The organism is Psychrobacter sp. PP-21 (genome assembly GCF_033790785.1).
Lineage (GTDB): Bacteria > Pseudomonadota > Gammaproteobacteria > Pseudomonadales > Moraxellaceae > Psychrobacter.
In genome coordinates, this window is record NZ_JAMYEB010000005.1 from 40,329 (window position 1) to 55,440 (window position 15,112).

Consider the following 15,112-nt stretch of genomic DNA (forward strand, 5'->3'; position numbering starts at 1 on the left):
ATAGTCCTATGCCTGAGCAGGCCAAGAGAAAAAATGCCATATTGTCTCTCATTCCACAGCAAAAAGGCAAATCTTGTGTTTAACCAGTCAGTTAGTCGTTACTACTGATTATGGCTACTTTATAAACCGTTGACCTAAAAAAGCCCAGACGGCATTTGTCGCTCTGGGCTTTATTTTATCACTTTCGCGTACTAGACGTGCTTTTATCTTATGCGTCCATATTGAGCCTTTGATCAGCAGCTAATGGCAGTGCGTCGCCCGTCATATGCATCATAAAATGGGTACGCTATAACTCTTAGTACGTCGATACATGCCCTTAGTAAGTCGATACATGCTCTGAATCTTCCGTACCATCGAGCACCTCTGCGTCATCTGCGGTTGCAACAGCCACATCATCTGTCGTTTCAACGACCATGCCGTCATCAGCAGTAGCAACGGCGACGTCGTCAGAGCTGTTTGCTGTGGCGTTTTCTTCAACGCTCGTTTGCGCATCAACAGTCGTATCAGCTTGTGTTTCCATCGGTGTCTCATCTTTACTACACGCACTGAGCGCAAGCGCGCCTCCAACCAATCCGGCCATCAACCAATTTTTATACGTTGCATTTTTAGTAGCCATGTTCATTCTCCATTATTCATCATTTTATGATCCAGCACTATCTATTGTTAGCGCTGCTTTGTTAATGCTTACTATACTGATGATGCGTCATGGCTACCTTAGTATTTACAGCACAGTTCTGTTAAAGACACGTAAAGTTAGAGTGCAGTATTGATAACCATTATCTAGCGGAGAATACGTGATATTGCTCATGGCACTGTACTAAATAACTCACAGCGCTGTCTAAATAAAGGATGATCAGCACGTTGTAAAGCGGGCGCTGTTCACAAAATCATCTTTACTATCGCCTCAATCTGCTCTATTTTAAATAGCATAATGACCTACCGCTATGTAAGTAGGCATTCAAAACTTCTTTTTTTGCCAAATTTTCGCCTTTTTAGGCGCTTTTATTTATTTAGAACCGCTTTTATCTATATAAAACCTGTATGACATAAGGAAAATAATTTATGAGTCAAGCAAATACGACAGACATCACAACTTACATGCACTCTGTTGGTAAGCAAGCACGTGCCGCTTCTCGCGCCCTTGCTGCTGCCAATACTGGCGATAAAAACGCCGCGCTCATGGCGATTCATGATGAGCTCATCAACGCCAAGCAAGATATCTTGTCTGCCAACAAAATCGATATGGACAACGGTCAAAAGAACGACCTTGATAGTGCTCTGCTCGATCGCTTAGAGCTAAATGAAGCGCGCTTTGATGGTATGCTTCAAGGTCTTAAAGACGTGGCTGGTCTGCCTGATCCAATCGGCGAAGTCACTGACATGACCTATCAGCCATCAGGCATTCATCTTGGCAAAATGCGCGTACCACTGGGTGTGGTCGGTATGATTTATGAATCACGTCCTAACGTAACATTAGAGGCGGCCTCGCTGGCGCTAAAGTCAGGTAACGCGATTATTTTGCGCGGTGGTTCTGAAGCGTTTGAATCGAACCAAGCGATTGCGAAATGCATCATCAAAGGTCTCAGTCATACTGATCTCTCTGAGCACAGTGTTCAGGTATTGCAAACCACCGATCGCGCTGCTGTTGGTGAGTTGATTACGATGACTGACTATGTCGATGTCATTGTGCCACGTGGCGGCAAAGGTCTGATTGCACGTATCAGTAACGACGCTAGAGTTCCTGTGATCAAGCATCTAGACGGTAACTGCCATACCTTTATTGATAGCGATGCTGATACAGACACGGCTATCAACGTCAGTGTCAATGCCAAAACCCATCGCTACGGTACTTGTAACACGATGGAGACGTTACTGGTCGATGCAGCAGTTGCAGGCGAGCTACTGCCTAAGATTGCTGAAGCCATCGTGGCTGCCGATGATGCCATGCAACTGCGTCTTGATGACAAATCGCAAGCCATCCTAAACGAAAATGCTAAGCTTAACGGTCATTTATCTGCTGCCACCTCTGAGGATTGGGATACTGAGTATCTAGCCCCTATCCTCGCGGTAAAAGTTGTTGCAGGCATTGACGAGGCGATTGAGCATATCAATACGCACGGCAGTCACCATACTGATGTTATCATCACAGATAACTATACTAAATCACAACGCTTTATCCGCGAAGTGGACTCAGCAAGCGTAATGATCAATGCGTCTAGCCGTTTTGCAGATGGTTTCGAATATGGTCTGGGTGCTGAGATTGGTATCTCAACGGACAAAATCCATGCACGTGGCCCTGTCGGTCTCGAAGGTCTCACTTCACAAAAATGGATCGTCTACGGTCATGGCGAGACTCGTGCGTAATCATACGAGCATTCACTACGCCCATGAGTAACCAAAAACGTCAGCAATTTTGCTGGCGTTTTTTATTTGAGTCATAGGTATGCAAATTATAGACATTTAAATCATAAGTTTTTAGATTGTAGGCATTCAAGTGTTAGACATTTAAATTATAGGGAGCGGTGCAACCATGCAAAGTGGCAAGATTAAACACTGGAATCAGGATAAAGGCTATGGCTTTATCGATGTAGATGACCAAAGTGAAGATGTGTTTTTTCATATTAGTAACGCACGATTGGTAGAGCCTATAACGGTTGGTCAAAGCGTGTATTTCAATAGTACCCGTAATGAAAAAAAACAGTTGCGAGCCACCGAAGTGACCTCTTCTTCGTTGAGCATTGACCCAGATACTGGGCCAAGTGCGCCCAGTAAAACACCTAGTGATAGCAAGCGACGCAATCATTCAAATCACATTAACCAAAACTCCGTTAATCAAAATCGTAGACAACATAACACTCAATACGGGGGTCAAAGCAACAGTCGAAACAGCCGTCAAAACACAAGAAGCCTGGGCTCCACCCTATTTAGCCTCATTGCTATTATCGCCATCGCTGTTTATTTCTTTGGTGACATCAGCTCAACGTTGTTTGCTGATAGTGTTGAGTCAACCACCTTGTCGCAAACTACCTCAGATAGTACAAGTCAAATCAGTACCAATAGCTCTGCTGCTAGCATAACGGGTGATGCACAAGTCGATGATACGATTGCGCTCATTCAGCAAGGTGGACCATACCCTTACCCAAATAAGGATGGCACGACATTTTATAATCGTGAAGGCAGGCTACCGACACAGTCACAAGGCTACTACCGCGAATACACCGTACCCACACCTGGCGTCTCACATCGCGGCGCACGTCGTATCGTCACAGGGGGTTATCCACCTACTGTGTATTACTTGACCATTGATCATTACGATAGTTTTCAAAGACTGCAGGTGCCTTAGTGCTAAACAAACAAATACTGAGCAAACAGATATGCAGCATAGATAAGGAACAACGGACATGAAACAAGTAGATATAAAAAAAGAAAATATCGATCAAGAAAGTATAAGCAAAGCCATCCACTATATTAACCAAAGCCATGTTGATCAAGACCGTATTAATCAAAGCCACATTAACCAAAACGGTACAGCACTACATGCGGATATTCCTGCGCAGGCTGTTACCATACCGGCGGGTGACATACTGGATAAAACCACGCTATTGACGAGTCTTGCCTGCGCCTGTGAGTTCCCTGATTACTTTTCGCATAACTGGGACAGTACATGGGACTGCCTGACAGATAGCGATGTGATGCATCTGATGCTTGATTTGACGGGAGCAAAAAGTATAAACACCGAAGACTTCAATATGTTTAAGTGCATCATTGAAGATGCCTATCGAGACTTTGGAAAACCACAATTGTGGATCATTGTGCCATCTGCAGATGAGGTCTAGTGTTGTTAATAAAGTAATCACCGTTAATCATTCATCACCATAAAAACCTGAATCATAGAAACCTGAATTCGAGATAAAGCCATATTTATCCCGAATTCAGGTTAATTTATTTTATACAAAGGATTAACCTATGGAGATTACCTTAAACGGTTATTACACCCTGATACTCGCGACCTTAGTGCTACTGCTGGGGCGTTTTTTGGTAAAGAGAGTCAAGTTTTTAGAAGACTTCAATATTCCTGAGTCTGTTGCAGGCGGTCTAGTCGCAGCGATTGTTGTCTATGTTCTCAATATGGTTTGGGGATATAGCTTCAACTTTCATCAAGGATTACAAACTGCCACCATGTTGATGTTTTTTGCCTCTATCGGTCTGAGCGCTGATTTTAGTCGTCTAAAAGCGGGCGGTACACCGCTATTAATCTTCACCATCGTAGTGTCCGTATTTATCGTGCTACAAGATGTCGTTGGTGTGGCTATGGCAAGTGCATTAGGGCTTGATCCACTACTCGGTCTGGTCACAGGTTCTATCGCTCTGACGGGTGGTCACGGTACTGCTGGGGCTTGGGGCATTACCTTAGAAGAGGACTACGGCGTGGTTGGCGCGACCACATTGGGTATCGCCGTTGCGACTTATGGTTTGGTCGCAGGCGGTATCGTCGGTGGTCCCGTGGCGCGTCGTCTGATCAATCGACTTGGCTTAAAGCCTACGCCTGCTAATCCGAACCCAAGCGATATAGAAAAAGTTGCTGGTGCACAGTCGTTATATAGCACCAAACACGATGAGGAGTCGGCAGGTAGTAATAAAGATATCTTTGAGAGACCTGATAGCATGCGCTTTATCACAGCGTCCTCTACTATCGAAACCTTAGCGCTATTTGCAGGCGCTTTGGCTTTTGCCGATGTGATGGCCATAGTTGCTGAAGGCACTTGGTTTGAGTTGCCGACATTCGTGTGGGCACTGGCAGGCGGCGTGATCATACGTAATGTACTAACCATGGTCTTCAACTTTGATATGTTTGACCGCTCGATTGATGTGCTTGGTAATGCGTCATTGAGTCTGTTTTTGGCGATGGCATTGCTGTCCTTGAAACTATGGCAATTGACCGATTTGGCAGGTCCTGTATTGATTATATTGGTCGTACAGACCATCATTATGATTATCTATGTCTACCTAATTACCTTTAAAGTCATGGGCAAAGACTATGATGCGGCGGTACTATCAGCAGGACATTGCGGTTTTGGTATGGGGGCGACCCCGACGGCGATTGCCAATATGCAAGCAGTTACGGATCGCTATCTGCCCTCGCCTAAAGCATTTTTAATCGTGCCAATGGTAGGTGCGTTCTTTGTCGATATCGTCAATGCGACGATATTGCAGATATTTACCAAGTTGCCGTTTATGTAGGCTAATGCTGTCGTAGATTGAAGATTGATAGCTTTCTATAAAATCAAGAATGCCAGACATCAAAAAGCCCGCCAAGACTCATCTTGGCGGGCTTTTTTAATTATCAAGTTATCATAGCGTATTTAATCAAACCCACTATTTATACTTTTTGATTTCACCACTCTTCACACGAGCGACGAAAGAATTCACTTCTTTCTTCACAATTGGCATCAAGAAGTATAGACCGATGATGTTAAAGATCGCCATAGCGAACAGAGCCGCATCTGAGAAATCGATAACAAAGCTAAACTGTACGATAGTACCGATAACAACGAACACTAAGAAGATAAGTTTGTATATCATCTCGCCGCCTTTACCTTCACCGAAGAGGTAAGTCCAAGCTTTTAGACCATAGTATGACCATGAAATCATCGTTGAAAATGCGAACAATAATACCGCAACCGCTAGGAAGTACTGGAAGATAGGCGCCGTTTCCATAAAGGCTGCACGGGTTAAATCCACACCAGTGATCGCTTGCGTTTGCAAGTTTGCGGCAGTGTTCACTCCAGAGATGGTGATAACAAGTGCCGTCATGGTACAGATAACAACTGTATCAATGAAAGGCTCCAACAGCGCGACTAAACCTTCAGTAGCAGGTTCTTTGGTTTTCACCGCCGAGTGAGCAATAGCAGCTGAACCAACACCTGCTTCGTTAGAGAAGGTCGCACGTTTTAAACCTTGAATCAACGCACCAATAAAGCCACCAGCCACGCCAGCACCAGTGAAGGCACCCGTGAAAATCTCACCAAATGCAGCGCCGATGAGATTAAAGTTAGCAACCAGTACGATTACCGCCATAGTGATATACAACAACGCCATGAATGGTACGACTTTTTCGGTAACGGTTGCGATGCGCGGCATACCGCCAATGATAACCATACCAACTAAAAACGCTAAGCCAATACCAAAGAATAGACTGTATTCCGTTGGCACGTTAAAAGTAGAGCTGACTACTGCAAAGGCTTGGTTACCTTGGAACATGTTACCAGCACCAAAGGTCGCCAATATACACATAAGTGCAAAACCAACCGCTAGAAACTTACCTAATCCGCCCATACCGCGTTCAGACATACCGCGACTTAGGTAGTACATAGGACCACCTGATACGACGCCAGATGGTAATACCGTCCGGTATTTGACACCTAGCGTACACTCTACAAACTTAGTCGCCATACCGAATAGGCCGACCATAATCATCCAAAAGGTAGCACCAGGCCCACCAATAGCAAGCGCGGCACCAACACCTGCGATATTACCAAGACCAACGGTACCTGATAAGGCAGTCGCTAAGGCTTGAAAATGGCTGACCTCGCCTTCTTCTTTGGTAGCGGGATTAGGATCAGTATATTTGCCTCTGACAATATCTAGAGACAAACCTATTTGGCGAAATTGAATAAAGCCAAAATAAAAGGTAAAGACTAAGGCGGCAATCAATAACCAACCTACAATGAGTGGGAAGCTAACGTCCCCAAGCGGTACTGAGAAGAAAATAAGATCAACGAACCAGCCAAATATACTGGCCATGAAACTGTCGAGACCTGCCCCAAATGCTGCTAGACCTGATTGCTCTGCTGCCTAGGCAAGAGTAGTGCTAAGTAATAGCATCGTTGCGACTAAAGATTGTTTTTTCATATAAATCCCTTTAGTAAAAATAATATTTATATCGTTACTTAATCAATTACATCGACACTAATACAAAGTGTAATTATTTATTATACTTTGTATTAGGGGCTGTATAGAATTGAGAAAACATTGAAAAAAATAAGCAACGCCTTACTCTAATGTTTACCACAACAAAGAAATAAGGCATCACTTATGACTCGCACCAAGCTCAACGATGAACATTGGCACAAGCTATTTATTATATTGCGACAAATTAACGTATATAACAAGCCCAATCTAAGACGTACCGTTGAAGGCATGTTGTACCGCATACGAGTAGGCTGTCCATGGCGAGACTTACCTTCTTATTTTGGTCATTGGTCTCGCATATATCATCAATACCGTTACTGGCGTAAAACCGGTAAATGGCAAAAGCTCATGAAGATAGTCACAGCAAACTATGATAGTGAATGGTTATTTATAGACGGTAGCGTGGTCAAAGCTCATCAGCATAGTTCAGGTGCAGCCAGTCATCTTGATGAGGCCATTGGTAAAAGTGTTGCAGGTAATAGCAGCAAACTGCACTTAGTGGTCGATGCTTGTGGTAACCCTATACATATTGAGCTGACAGGTGGGCAAGTGCATGACGCTAAGATGGCAAAGACGTTGATAGATAGCACGATTAATAACCAGACTAAAGCGGTGATTGCAGACAGGGGCTACGATAGTAGTGATATTAGAGAGTGTATCTTCAAGCACTGTGCTGAGTCAGTCATACCCGTTAAGTCGAACTCTAAAAGCTGTAACGACACACTAGATTGGTATTTGTATCGTTGCCGTCATTTGGTAGAAAACGCTTTTGCTAGATTGAAACATTTTAGGGGCATTGCCACGCGATATGATAAGCTCAAAGATAGCTATGCAGCGGCGGTAATGCTCGCTTGTGTCTTTATCTGGTTGCCACTCATTTGAGTTCTATACACACCCTAGTGAGGTGCTCTTCTTTTTTCAATCACTTTCGAAGTTGAGAGTGGGGTATGATATAGGTAATAAACAACATACCGTGTGCCATACCGATGTATTTCACACCTTCTGGAATGTCCATCATATATTTTAGTGGCATGGCGATGAAGAGCAATAATAAGAAAGAGGTGCCTTCTAGATAGCCTATAGTCAGCTGAATGTAAAAATGTTATGGATTTAAACGCGCTACTGGTATAAATTTTCTTTGCGTGCTGCTTACACAGAGGCTGCACAAAATTCATCCCAGTAGCACTGTATCATTTTTAAAGTGGGTTAACTAGACAGCTAAAAGGATAAAAAATGACCAAACCTAATCCAAGAGTATTAGAAGTAAAAGGCGTATTCGTTGAGCCTGCATCGGCGGCTTCAATCGGCGGTGCAATCCGTGATATTAAAGCAGGTAAAATCGCTGAAGGTTCGGTGATCGTTTGCACAGTGACGGGTAATGGTCTAAAAGATCCTGACACTGCGATCAAACAATGTGCCGATGCCGTGATGCTCACCATCAATGCCACATTGGATGATGTCAGAACATCAATCCTATCAAATATGGAAAAATAATTTTTCATGCTTTGCTCAGAAGAAAATACTTAAAAAGCCAACCAACTGCGGTTGGTTTTTTTTATTGCATCGTGCAGAATATAAACTGTATAAGAATAATTCCTATTTACAAACAATTTGATACAGTTTGATTTGTTTTGGTGCAAAATCAATAAATCGCCCAATATTTGTGCAATACAATAATGCTTCAAAGTTGGTTTTGTAAGTTATTGCAGTTTTATTGCAAAGAAATAAGATAAAACAGTAACTTAATAAAGTTGGCACGCCCTTTGCAATTTCAATAACAAGTTCAGAGTCAAATCATTTCGATTTGAACATTTGTAATAAACAGCTTGGGGGAATACCAACATGAACTTTAAACTTTCTACATTAGTGGCTGCATCTTTACTCACTTGTGCAAGTGGCTTGACTATGGCAGCTGAAAGCGATGTATCATTCTCTGGTACTGCAGCAATGACTTCAGATTACCGCTATCGTGGTATGACACAAACTGAAAGCGACCCTGCCGTTCAAGTTGGTTATGGATTAACCCATAGCTCTGGCTTATACGCAGGTGTCTGGGGCTCGAATGTCGGCTTTGGTAGCTCATTAGAGCTCGATCCATATGTAGGTTATAGCACTGAACTTGGCTCTTTGGCGTCTAAACCAGTTTTAGATGTCGGTTTATGGTACTACGGCTATCCAAGTGCTTCTGATTTGAATTGGCTTGAGCTGTATGCACGTCTAGGTTTTGCAGACACCATCACTGTTGGTGACAGTTTGCTTGCAAGCGTGAATTTCACTAATGATTTTTTTGGCTTAGATACTGATGCATGGTATTTAAACCTGACTTATAGCATGCCATTGAGCGCATCTTTCGGTGGTGTAGCAAGCTTAGGTTATACCACTGCTGACGATTATGATTTCAGTGATAACGCTAGTGGCGATGATAACTACATCGACTGGAAAGTTGGTGTGACTTACAGCTTTGCTTCTGTTGAAGACCTGTCAGCTGAGCTTGCTGCTGTCGGCACAAATATTGACGCCGACACCAACCCGTACAAACGTGGTGTAGAGACTGGTGCTGTATTTACAATTACTAAAGCATTCTAAGTTGTAAATAGCATAGGCTAGAAAATTAGCCTTGCGATAAAAAAATCCTGTCTTACTTCAAGGCAGGATTTTTTTATGGAGAATTGGTTCTAAATACGTCTTGGCATGTTAAATGCTTAATATTTATATCGAATAAAGATTGTTTGAATAGATTAAAAAGAAGGGGCTGTCCTAGATGAGTAAAATTATTTAGGATAGCACTATGAGAAAGAGTAAACTAAGTTGGTATAAACAAAGCAGACTCATCGAGTTATTTGTTGCCGGTTCTACCGCGAGAACAGCAGCAAGCCTAATTGGTGTTAATAAAACCACAGCCAGTTATTACTTTCATAGGCTAAGACTGCTTATTTACGAGAATAGGGGCTGTATAGAATTGAGAAAACATTGAAAAAAATAAGCAACGCCTTACTCTAATGTTTACCACAACAAAGAAATAAGGCATCACTTATGACTCGCACCAAGCTCAACGATGAACATTGGCACAAGCTATTTATTATATTGCGACAAATTAACGTATATAACAAGCCCAATCTAAGACGTACCGTTGAAGGCATGTTGTACCGCATACGAGTAGGCTGTCCATGGCGAGACTTACCTTCTTATTTTGGTCATTGGTCTCGCATATATCATCAATACCGTTACTGGCGTAAAACCGGTAAATGGCAAAAGCTCATGAAGATAGTCACAGCAAACTATGATAGTGAATGGTTATTTATAGACGGTAGCGTGGTCAAAGCTCATCAGCATAGTTCAGGTGTAGCCAGTCATCTTGATGAGGCCATTGGTAAAAGTGTTGCAGGTAATAGCAGCAAACTGCACTTAGTGGTCGATGCTTGTGGTAACCCTATACATATTGAGCTGACAGGTGGGCAAGTGCATGACGCTAAGATGGCAAAGACGTTGATAGATAGCACGATTAATAACCAGACTAAAGCGGTGATTGCAGACAGGGGCTACGATAGTAGTGATATTAGAGAGTGTATCTTCAAGCACTGTGCTGAGTCAGTCATACCCGTTAAGTCGAACTCTAAAAGCTGTAACGACACACTAGATTGGTATTTGTATCGTTGCCGTCATTTGGTAGAAAACGCTTTTGCTAGATTGAAACATTTTAGGGGCATTGCCACGCGATATGATAAGCTCAAAGATAGCTATGCAGCGGCGGTAATGCTTGCTTGTGTCTTTATCTGGTTGCCACTCATTTGAATTCTATACACACCCTAGTATTATTACTAAACGTTCAATGCTGACTATATACTAATACTCTTGTATAAACAAAAAAAATTTATATGTTTTTCTCGACTAAACATCAACTTAGCGCTCTCATATTGACAATCAAATTCAGGCGAATCCACTATATTTGTCAAATAATGTTGATAGTGGTTTGAAGTATACATAACAGACTTAAAGTTGCTTAAAATTACTAGATGATAATACCAGCACAAGGTTGCGCTAGATGCTCAGATATTTATAGAGGACAACAAAAAAACCGCCTAGCAAATGCTAAGCGGTTTTTATTTTGGCAGCTTTTAAGGAAAGCTGACTCAATCAGTATAGATTTAAGTTTACTGGTTTTTCTCGTACACTGGTAGCTCTTTGCAGATCGCTTCTACTTTACCACGTACTTCAGTTGCAACTGCTTCATCACCGCGACTGTCTAACACGTCACAGATCCAGCCTGCTAAGTCGGCGGCTTGCGCTTCGTTAAAGCCACGAGTCGTGATTGCTGGCGTACCAATACGGATACCAGAGGTCACGAATGGTGACTTTGGATCGTTTGGTACTGCGTTTTTGTTGACAGTGATGTGTGCATCACCAAGCCACTTGTCCGCTTCTTTACCGGTCATTTCTTGCTTAACGAGGCTGATCAGCATCAGATGGTTTTCAGTACCACCAGAGATGATGTCATAACCGCGCTCTTGGATGACTTTCGCCATTGCTTGTGCATTCTTGACTACTTGCTGTTGATAAGTTTTGAAGTTGTCTTCTAGCGCTTCTTTAAAGCAGACTGCTTTTGCCGCGATGACGTGCATCAACGGGCCGCCTTGGTTGCCTGGGAATACCGCAGAATTAAGCTTTTTAGCCAATTTTTCATCACGTGACAAGATCATACCTGAACGCGGACCACGTAGGGTCTTGTGCGTGGTAGTGGTGGCTACATCAGCAAAAGGTATTGGGTTTGGATAAACACCGCCTGCAACCAGACCAGCAACGTGTGCCATATCTACCAACAGGTACGCGCCTACTTCGTCAGCGATGTCACGGAAACGCTGCCAATCGACTACTTGTGAATACGCTGAAAAGCCAGCAATGATCATTTTTGGCTTGTGTTCACGTGCTAGAGCGTCTACTTGGTCATAATCGATCAAACCAGTACCGTCTACCAACCCATACTGTACAGCATTGTAGTTCAGGCCTGAGAAATTAATGTGCGCGCCATGTGTCAAGTGACCACCAGCGTCTAAGCTCATGCCCAGTACGGTGTCATTTGCTTCTAGCAATGCTAAAAATACCGCAGAGTTTGCTTGGCTACCAGAATGTGGCTGGACGTTGACATACTCAGCACCGAACAACTCTTTTGCACGGTCAATTGCCAATTGTTCAACGACATCCACATGCTCACAACCACCGTAGTAACGCTTACCAGGATAGCCTTCCGCGTATTTATTGGTCAGGTCAGTACCCTGCGCTTCCATCACTGCTTGTGAGCAGTAGTTCTCAGACGCAATCAATTCGATATGGTTTTCTTGACGAACGCTTTCTGCAGCCATGGCTTCAGCAAGTACTGGATCAAAATCTTTGATAGAAATATCTTTAAACATAGTGATGTCCTAAGTAGTGACTGTCATTGAAAAAATGTCATTGAAAAGAAGCTGATAGCCTGCCCACAATAAAACAACTAATGCGTCAACGTCGCTTGAGGTATGTTAAACACCTCTGCACTCTGTTTTTCTACAATCTGTTGTCTTTTTACGTTCTGTCTTATGGTATGTCCACTATTGTGAATGGCGTCTATTAGCAAAGAATAAAATAAGAACAAACACAGGCGATTAACCTGCTATTAACTTGACTGATTCGTCAATAAAATCGATATACATTTGCATCGATATCACTGCGAAAGATTAAGTGTAACATGAAAATTTGTGCGATGAGCGCAAAAAAACCTCACCTTAAGATGAGCGAATTAAATGGTCATATAACGCAGCTAAATAGCCAACAAAATAAAGGATTTACCCATTGAAAGTTTTCGCTTGACTGCCTTTTTATACTGATAAAGGCATAAAATATTTTTATAGATCGTTAGATAAAAACGCAGGTAAGAACGTTTCGCTAATCATGAGTGTGCGGCCATACCAGTCATAACGCGTTTGCCGTTGCCAACCGTCACTCGTATGGCTAATAAAACGCTCGTTCGGCAAGGTACGGCAGCGCTTGAACAGCACATAGCCGATAGGGGTATTTTTTAGTTGCTGAAGACGACGTGCCTGACCCTGCAAACTATATAGAGGAAAGATACTTTGGGCTTGTACCCATGGCGCATCATCACAGCCATAGAGATGTACTTCACGCACCCATGCCAGCAGCGGTCGCCCTAACATACCACCTGTGATACCCAGTTGCTTTTTTTGCATTAAAGACAGCTGTCGATAGCCCTCAAAGCTACGTTTTACCCGCAGCGGCTGCCCTGACCTCTCTTCTAGCATAGCAGTGAGAGAGCCTTTGGCACCCAGCCAAGGCAATAGCTCAGTAGGTGGTAGACAATGTGTAGAATGAGAAAGGTTACAGGTCATAGTTGATAGCTGGTACGCTTTGATAGGTATTTGATAGTTAAAAGGTGCTTGCGCGTAGAAGAAGCATTCACCATGGCCTATTGCCGTTATAAGTGACTGCTATGAGTTGCTACTATTAAAATCAGGCATATTATCCGCGTTAAAAGGTAGCGCCTCAAACGCCTGCTTGCGATACTGTGCCATATGCATCCGGTCTCTCATACAAAAGTCACCAATCGCAGGTACAAACCGCGGATCATAAATACGGTGGATAGAGTGCGTCGTTGTTGGAATAAATCCTCGAACCAATTTATGCTCCCCTTGTGTCCCAGGATCAAAAGCAACTAGCCCCTGCTCAATGGCAAACTCAAGACCTTGATAATAGCACAGCTCAAAATGCAAACTGTCATACTCACCAAGCGCACCCCAGTATCGACCATATAAGGTCGCATTATCACTAACATCAACATTGTCGCTATCAGGATTCTCATTATCACTATCAGGGTCATCATATAAGAACAGACTACTCGCGATAATCTCACCACCAGCATCAAACGCTTGTGCGAGCATAATATGTTCAGACATACTCGCTGCCAATGCCATAAAAAAGTCTAGCGTGAGATAAGGCTGCTGTCCACGCACCGCATAGGTCATGACATAGCAATGATAAAAGGCTTTCCAGTCTGCCTCACTGATTGCATCGCCGCACTTTCGCTCACAGGTGATACCTTGCTCTGCAACTTTGCGGCGCTCGGCACGAATGGTTTTGCGTTTTTTGGCTTTTAGCGTCATCAAAAACGAATCAAAATCAGCAAATGGTTGACTTTTATTGAGCAAGTCTTTGTTTTGCCATAAGAACTGGCAGCCTTGGCGCTCGAGTATAGGCATATCGATAGGCACAGAATCAGCACCACTCTCTTGCGCGACTATCGCACGCTCTACATCAAATTCAGTGGGCATAGAGGTGGTAGCAATAGATGCCAGCGTAGGAGTGACAAATAGCCCATGCCAGCTTGAGGCACCTACTTGCTGGGCAATATCATCGATACCTGCAATGGCTGTTTTGAGGATATCTTCATTTAGGGTTTGCCCTTTTGCTATCCAAAGACGCTGACCCGTAATCGGAGTATAAGGCACGCTGGTGACCAAACGCGGATAATAATCTACGCCATAGCGCGCGTAAGCTTCCGCCCATGAATGATCAAATACAAACTCACCGCGATGATGACCCTTTATAAATACAGGCATCACGGCCACAGGTTGCCATGCATTGTTTGCAGTGCTGCTTACTGTGCCACTGGTACTGTCTTCACTATCAGCATGAGCGTCGACACGATGTACCAAAATAAATATTGGTAACCAGCCTGCTTGCTCACCAATCGCGCCAGTGTCAGTCAATGCTTGCCAAAACTCAAATGACATAAAAGGGGTATCTGGCGTTTGCCATTCTGTCTGGCTCTGCCAACTGGTATCATTGATCAGCGCATACTCTAAACTCATATTCATCGTCGCTATATATAGATAATCTATGTGTTGATGACCTAGCCTAGCAAATTTTTGCGGTTTTGCTGTCACAATTTGCAAAAATTATTGCGGCATAATAAAAAACCACCGATTGAGAAGTAGATGGTTTTTTATTACGCGGTTGCTGTAGCATTTAGGTCGATATAAAAGCCCATAAAAAGACAGTAGTTGTATGGAAAAGATGATATCGAAGCCGATGACTGGTAGAATAAGGTTGTTATTAGCTTAGTACAATTCAAACCATAGGATATGGATTAAAA

12 protein-coding genes and 3 pseudogenes are annotated in these 15,112 nt (G+C 43.2%); 9 read left to right on the forward strand and 6 right to left on the reverse strand.

Annotation, left to right across the window (positions count from 1 at the left end; all coding sequences use genetic code 11):
* Positions 1-316 precede the first annotated feature (316 nt).
* On the reverse strand, positions 317-616 hold the full coding sequence (locus tag NJD71_RS06320) for a hypothetical protein (RefSeq protein ID WP_319051098.1): 300 nt from the start codon (positions 614-616) through the stop codon (positions 317-319).
* A 446-nt stretch (positions 617-1,062) separates the two neighbouring features.
* On the opposite strand from NJD71_RS06320, the gene NJD71_RS06325 reads away from it, so the two are divergent.
* From NJD71_RS06325 to gltS, 4 genes are all read left to right on the forward strand, one after another.
* The gene (locus tag NJD71_RS06325; RefSeq protein ID WP_319051099.1) at positions 1,063-2,364 is read left to right on the forward strand and encodes a glutamate-5-semialdehyde dehydrogenase; all 1,302 of its coding nucleotides are present in this window, start codon (positions 1,063-1,065) and stop codon (positions 2,362-2,364) included.
* A gap of 166 nt (positions 2,365-2,530) precedes the next feature.
* Positions 2,531-3,343, forward strand: a complete 813-nt coding sequence (locus tag NJD71_RS06330) for a ribonuclease domain-containing protein (RefSeq protein WP_319051100.1) — start codon at positions 2,531-2,533, stop codon at positions 3,341-3,343.
* A gap of 58 nt (positions 3,344-3,401) precedes the next feature.
* The gene (locus NJD71_RS06335) at positions 3,402-3,836 is read left to right on the forward strand and encodes a barstar family protein (RefSeq protein ID WP_319051101.1); all 435 of its coding nucleotides are present in this window, start codon (positions 3,402-3,404) and stop codon (positions 3,834-3,836) included.
* A 130-nt stretch (positions 3,837-3,966) separates the two neighbouring features.
* Positions 3,967-5,241 carry a sodium/glutamate symporter gene (gene gltS, locus NJD71_RS06340; protein ID WP_319051102.1) on the forward strand — a complete coding sequence of 425 codons (1,275 nt, stop codon included), beginning with the start codon at positions 3,967-3,969 and terminating at the stop codon, positions 5,239-5,241.
* 135 nt (positions 5,242-5,376) lie between these two features.
* Here the strand turns inward: gltS and NJD71_RS06345 are convergent, their stop codons facing one another.
* Positions 5,377-6,804, reverse strand: a complete 1,428-nt coding sequence (locus NJD71_RS06345; RefSeq protein WP_319051103.1) for an alanine/glycine:cation symporter family protein — start codon at positions 6,802-6,804, stop codon at positions 5,377-5,379.
* Positions 6,805-7,095: 291 nt separating this feature from the next.
* Here NJD71_RS06345 and NJD71_RS06350 point away from each other — a divergent pair, with 291 nt between their 5' ends.
* Positions 7,096-7,854, forward strand: a complete 759-nt coding sequence (locus tag NJD71_RS06350) for an IS5 family transposase (protein ID WP_093071332.1) — start codon at positions 7,096-7,098, stop codon at positions 7,852-7,854.
* Between the two features lie 64 nt (positions 7,855-7,918).
* Here NJD71_RS06350 and NJD71_RS13985 read toward each other — a convergent pair.
* Positions 7,919-8,065, reverse strand: a pseudogene (locus tag NJD71_RS13985) (DUF3817 domain-containing protein); the annotation flags it as partial.
* Between the two features lie 173 nt (positions 8,066-8,238).
* Between NJD71_RS13985 and NJD71_RS06360 the strand changes: the two are divergent.
* The 4 genes and pseudogenes from NJD71_RS06360 to NJD71_RS06375 form a co-directional block, all read left to right on the forward strand.
* A pseudogene (locus tag NJD71_RS06360) lies at positions 8,239-8,466 on the forward strand (threonine synthase); the annotation flags it as partial.
* 348 nt (positions 8,467-8,814) lie between these two features.
* Complete coding sequence (locus NJD71_RS06365) at positions 8,815-9,558, forward strand: TorF family putative porin (protein WP_071001644.1); 744 nt, start codon at positions 8,815-8,817, stop codon at positions 9,556-9,558.
* Between the two features lie 202 nt (positions 9,559-9,760).
* A pseudogene (locus tag NJD71_RS06370) lies at positions 9,761-9,934 on the forward strand (IS1595 family transposase); the annotation flags it as partial.
* 71 nt (positions 9,935-10,005) lie between these two features.
* Positions 10,006-10,764, forward strand: coding sequence for an IS5 family transposase (locus NJD71_RS06375; RefSeq protein WP_102078915.1), 759 nt, complete (start codon positions 10,006-10,008; stop codon positions 10,762-10,764).
* A gap of 359 nt (positions 10,765-11,123) precedes the next feature.
* Here the strand turns inward: NJD71_RS06375 and glyA are convergent, their stop codons facing one another.
* The 3 genes from glyA to NJD71_RS06390 form a co-directional block, all read right to left on the reverse strand.
* Complete coding sequence (gene glyA, locus NJD71_RS06380) at positions 11,124-12,380, reverse strand: serine hydroxymethyltransferase (protein ID WP_319051105.1); 1,257 nt, start codon at positions 12,378-12,380, stop codon at positions 11,124-11,126.
* 468 nt (positions 12,381-12,848) lie between these two features.
* A complete protein-coding gene (locus NJD71_RS06385) occupies positions 12,849-13,349 on the reverse strand; it encodes a chorismate--pyruvate lyase family protein (RefSeq protein ID WP_319051106.1) in 501 nt (166 codons plus the stop codon).
* A gap of 99 nt (positions 13,350-13,448) precedes the next feature.
* Entirely contained in the window at positions 13,449-14,828 is a 1,380-nt protein-coding gene (locus tag NJD71_RS06390; protein WP_319051107.1) for a GNAT family N-acetyltransferase, read from the reverse strand.
* Positions 14,829-15,112: the final 284 nt, after the last annotated feature.

Excerpts from the sequence above, each read along its gene's own strand:
- gltS (WP_319051102.1), top strand. The coding sequence starts at position 3,967 with ATGGAGATTACCTTAAACGGTTATTACACCCTGATACTCGCGACCTTA.
- NJD71_RS06325 (WP_319051099.1), top strand. The coding sequence starts at position 1,063 with ATGAGTCAAGCAAATACGACAGACATCACAACTTACATGCACTCTGTT.
- NJD71_RS06350 (WP_093071332.1), top strand. The coding sequence starts at position 7,096 with ATGACTCGCACCAAGCTCAACGATGAACATTGGCACAAGCTATTTATT.
- glyA (WP_319051105.1), bottom strand. The coding sequence starts at position 12,380 with ATGTTTAAAGATATTTCTATCAAAGATTTTGATCCAGTACTTGCTGAA.
- NJD71_RS06320 (WP_319051098.1), bottom strand. The coding sequence starts at position 616 with ATGGCTACTAAAAATGCAACGTATAAAAATTGGTTGATGGCCGGATTG.
- NJD71_RS06375 (WP_102078915.1), top strand. The coding sequence starts at position 10,006 with ATGACTCGCACCAAGCTCAACGATGAACATTGGCACAAGCTATTTATT.
- NJD71_RS06385 (WP_319051106.1), bottom strand. The coding sequence starts at position 13,349 with ATGACCTGTAACCTTTCTCATTCTACACATTGTCTACCACCTACTGAG.
- NJD71_RS06365 (WP_071001644.1), top strand. The coding sequence starts at position 8,815 with ATGAACTTTAAACTTTCTACATTAGTGGCTGCATCTTTACTCACTTGT.
- NJD71_RS06345 (WP_319051103.1), bottom strand. The coding sequence starts at position 6,804 with ATGGCCAGTATATTTGGCTGGTTCGTTGATCTTATTTTCTTCTCAGTA.
- NJD71_RS06390 (WP_319051107.1), bottom strand. The coding sequence starts at position 14,828 with ATGAGTTTAGAGTATGCGCTGATCAATGATACCAGTTGGCAGAGCCAG.
- NJD71_RS06330 (WP_319051100.1), top strand. The coding sequence starts at position 2,531 with ATGCAAAGTGGCAAGATTAAACACTGGAATCAGGATAAAGGCTATGGC.
- NJD71_RS06335 (WP_319051101.1), top strand. The coding sequence starts at position 3,402 with ATGAAACAAGTAGATATAAAAAAAGAAAATATCGATCAAGAAAGTATA.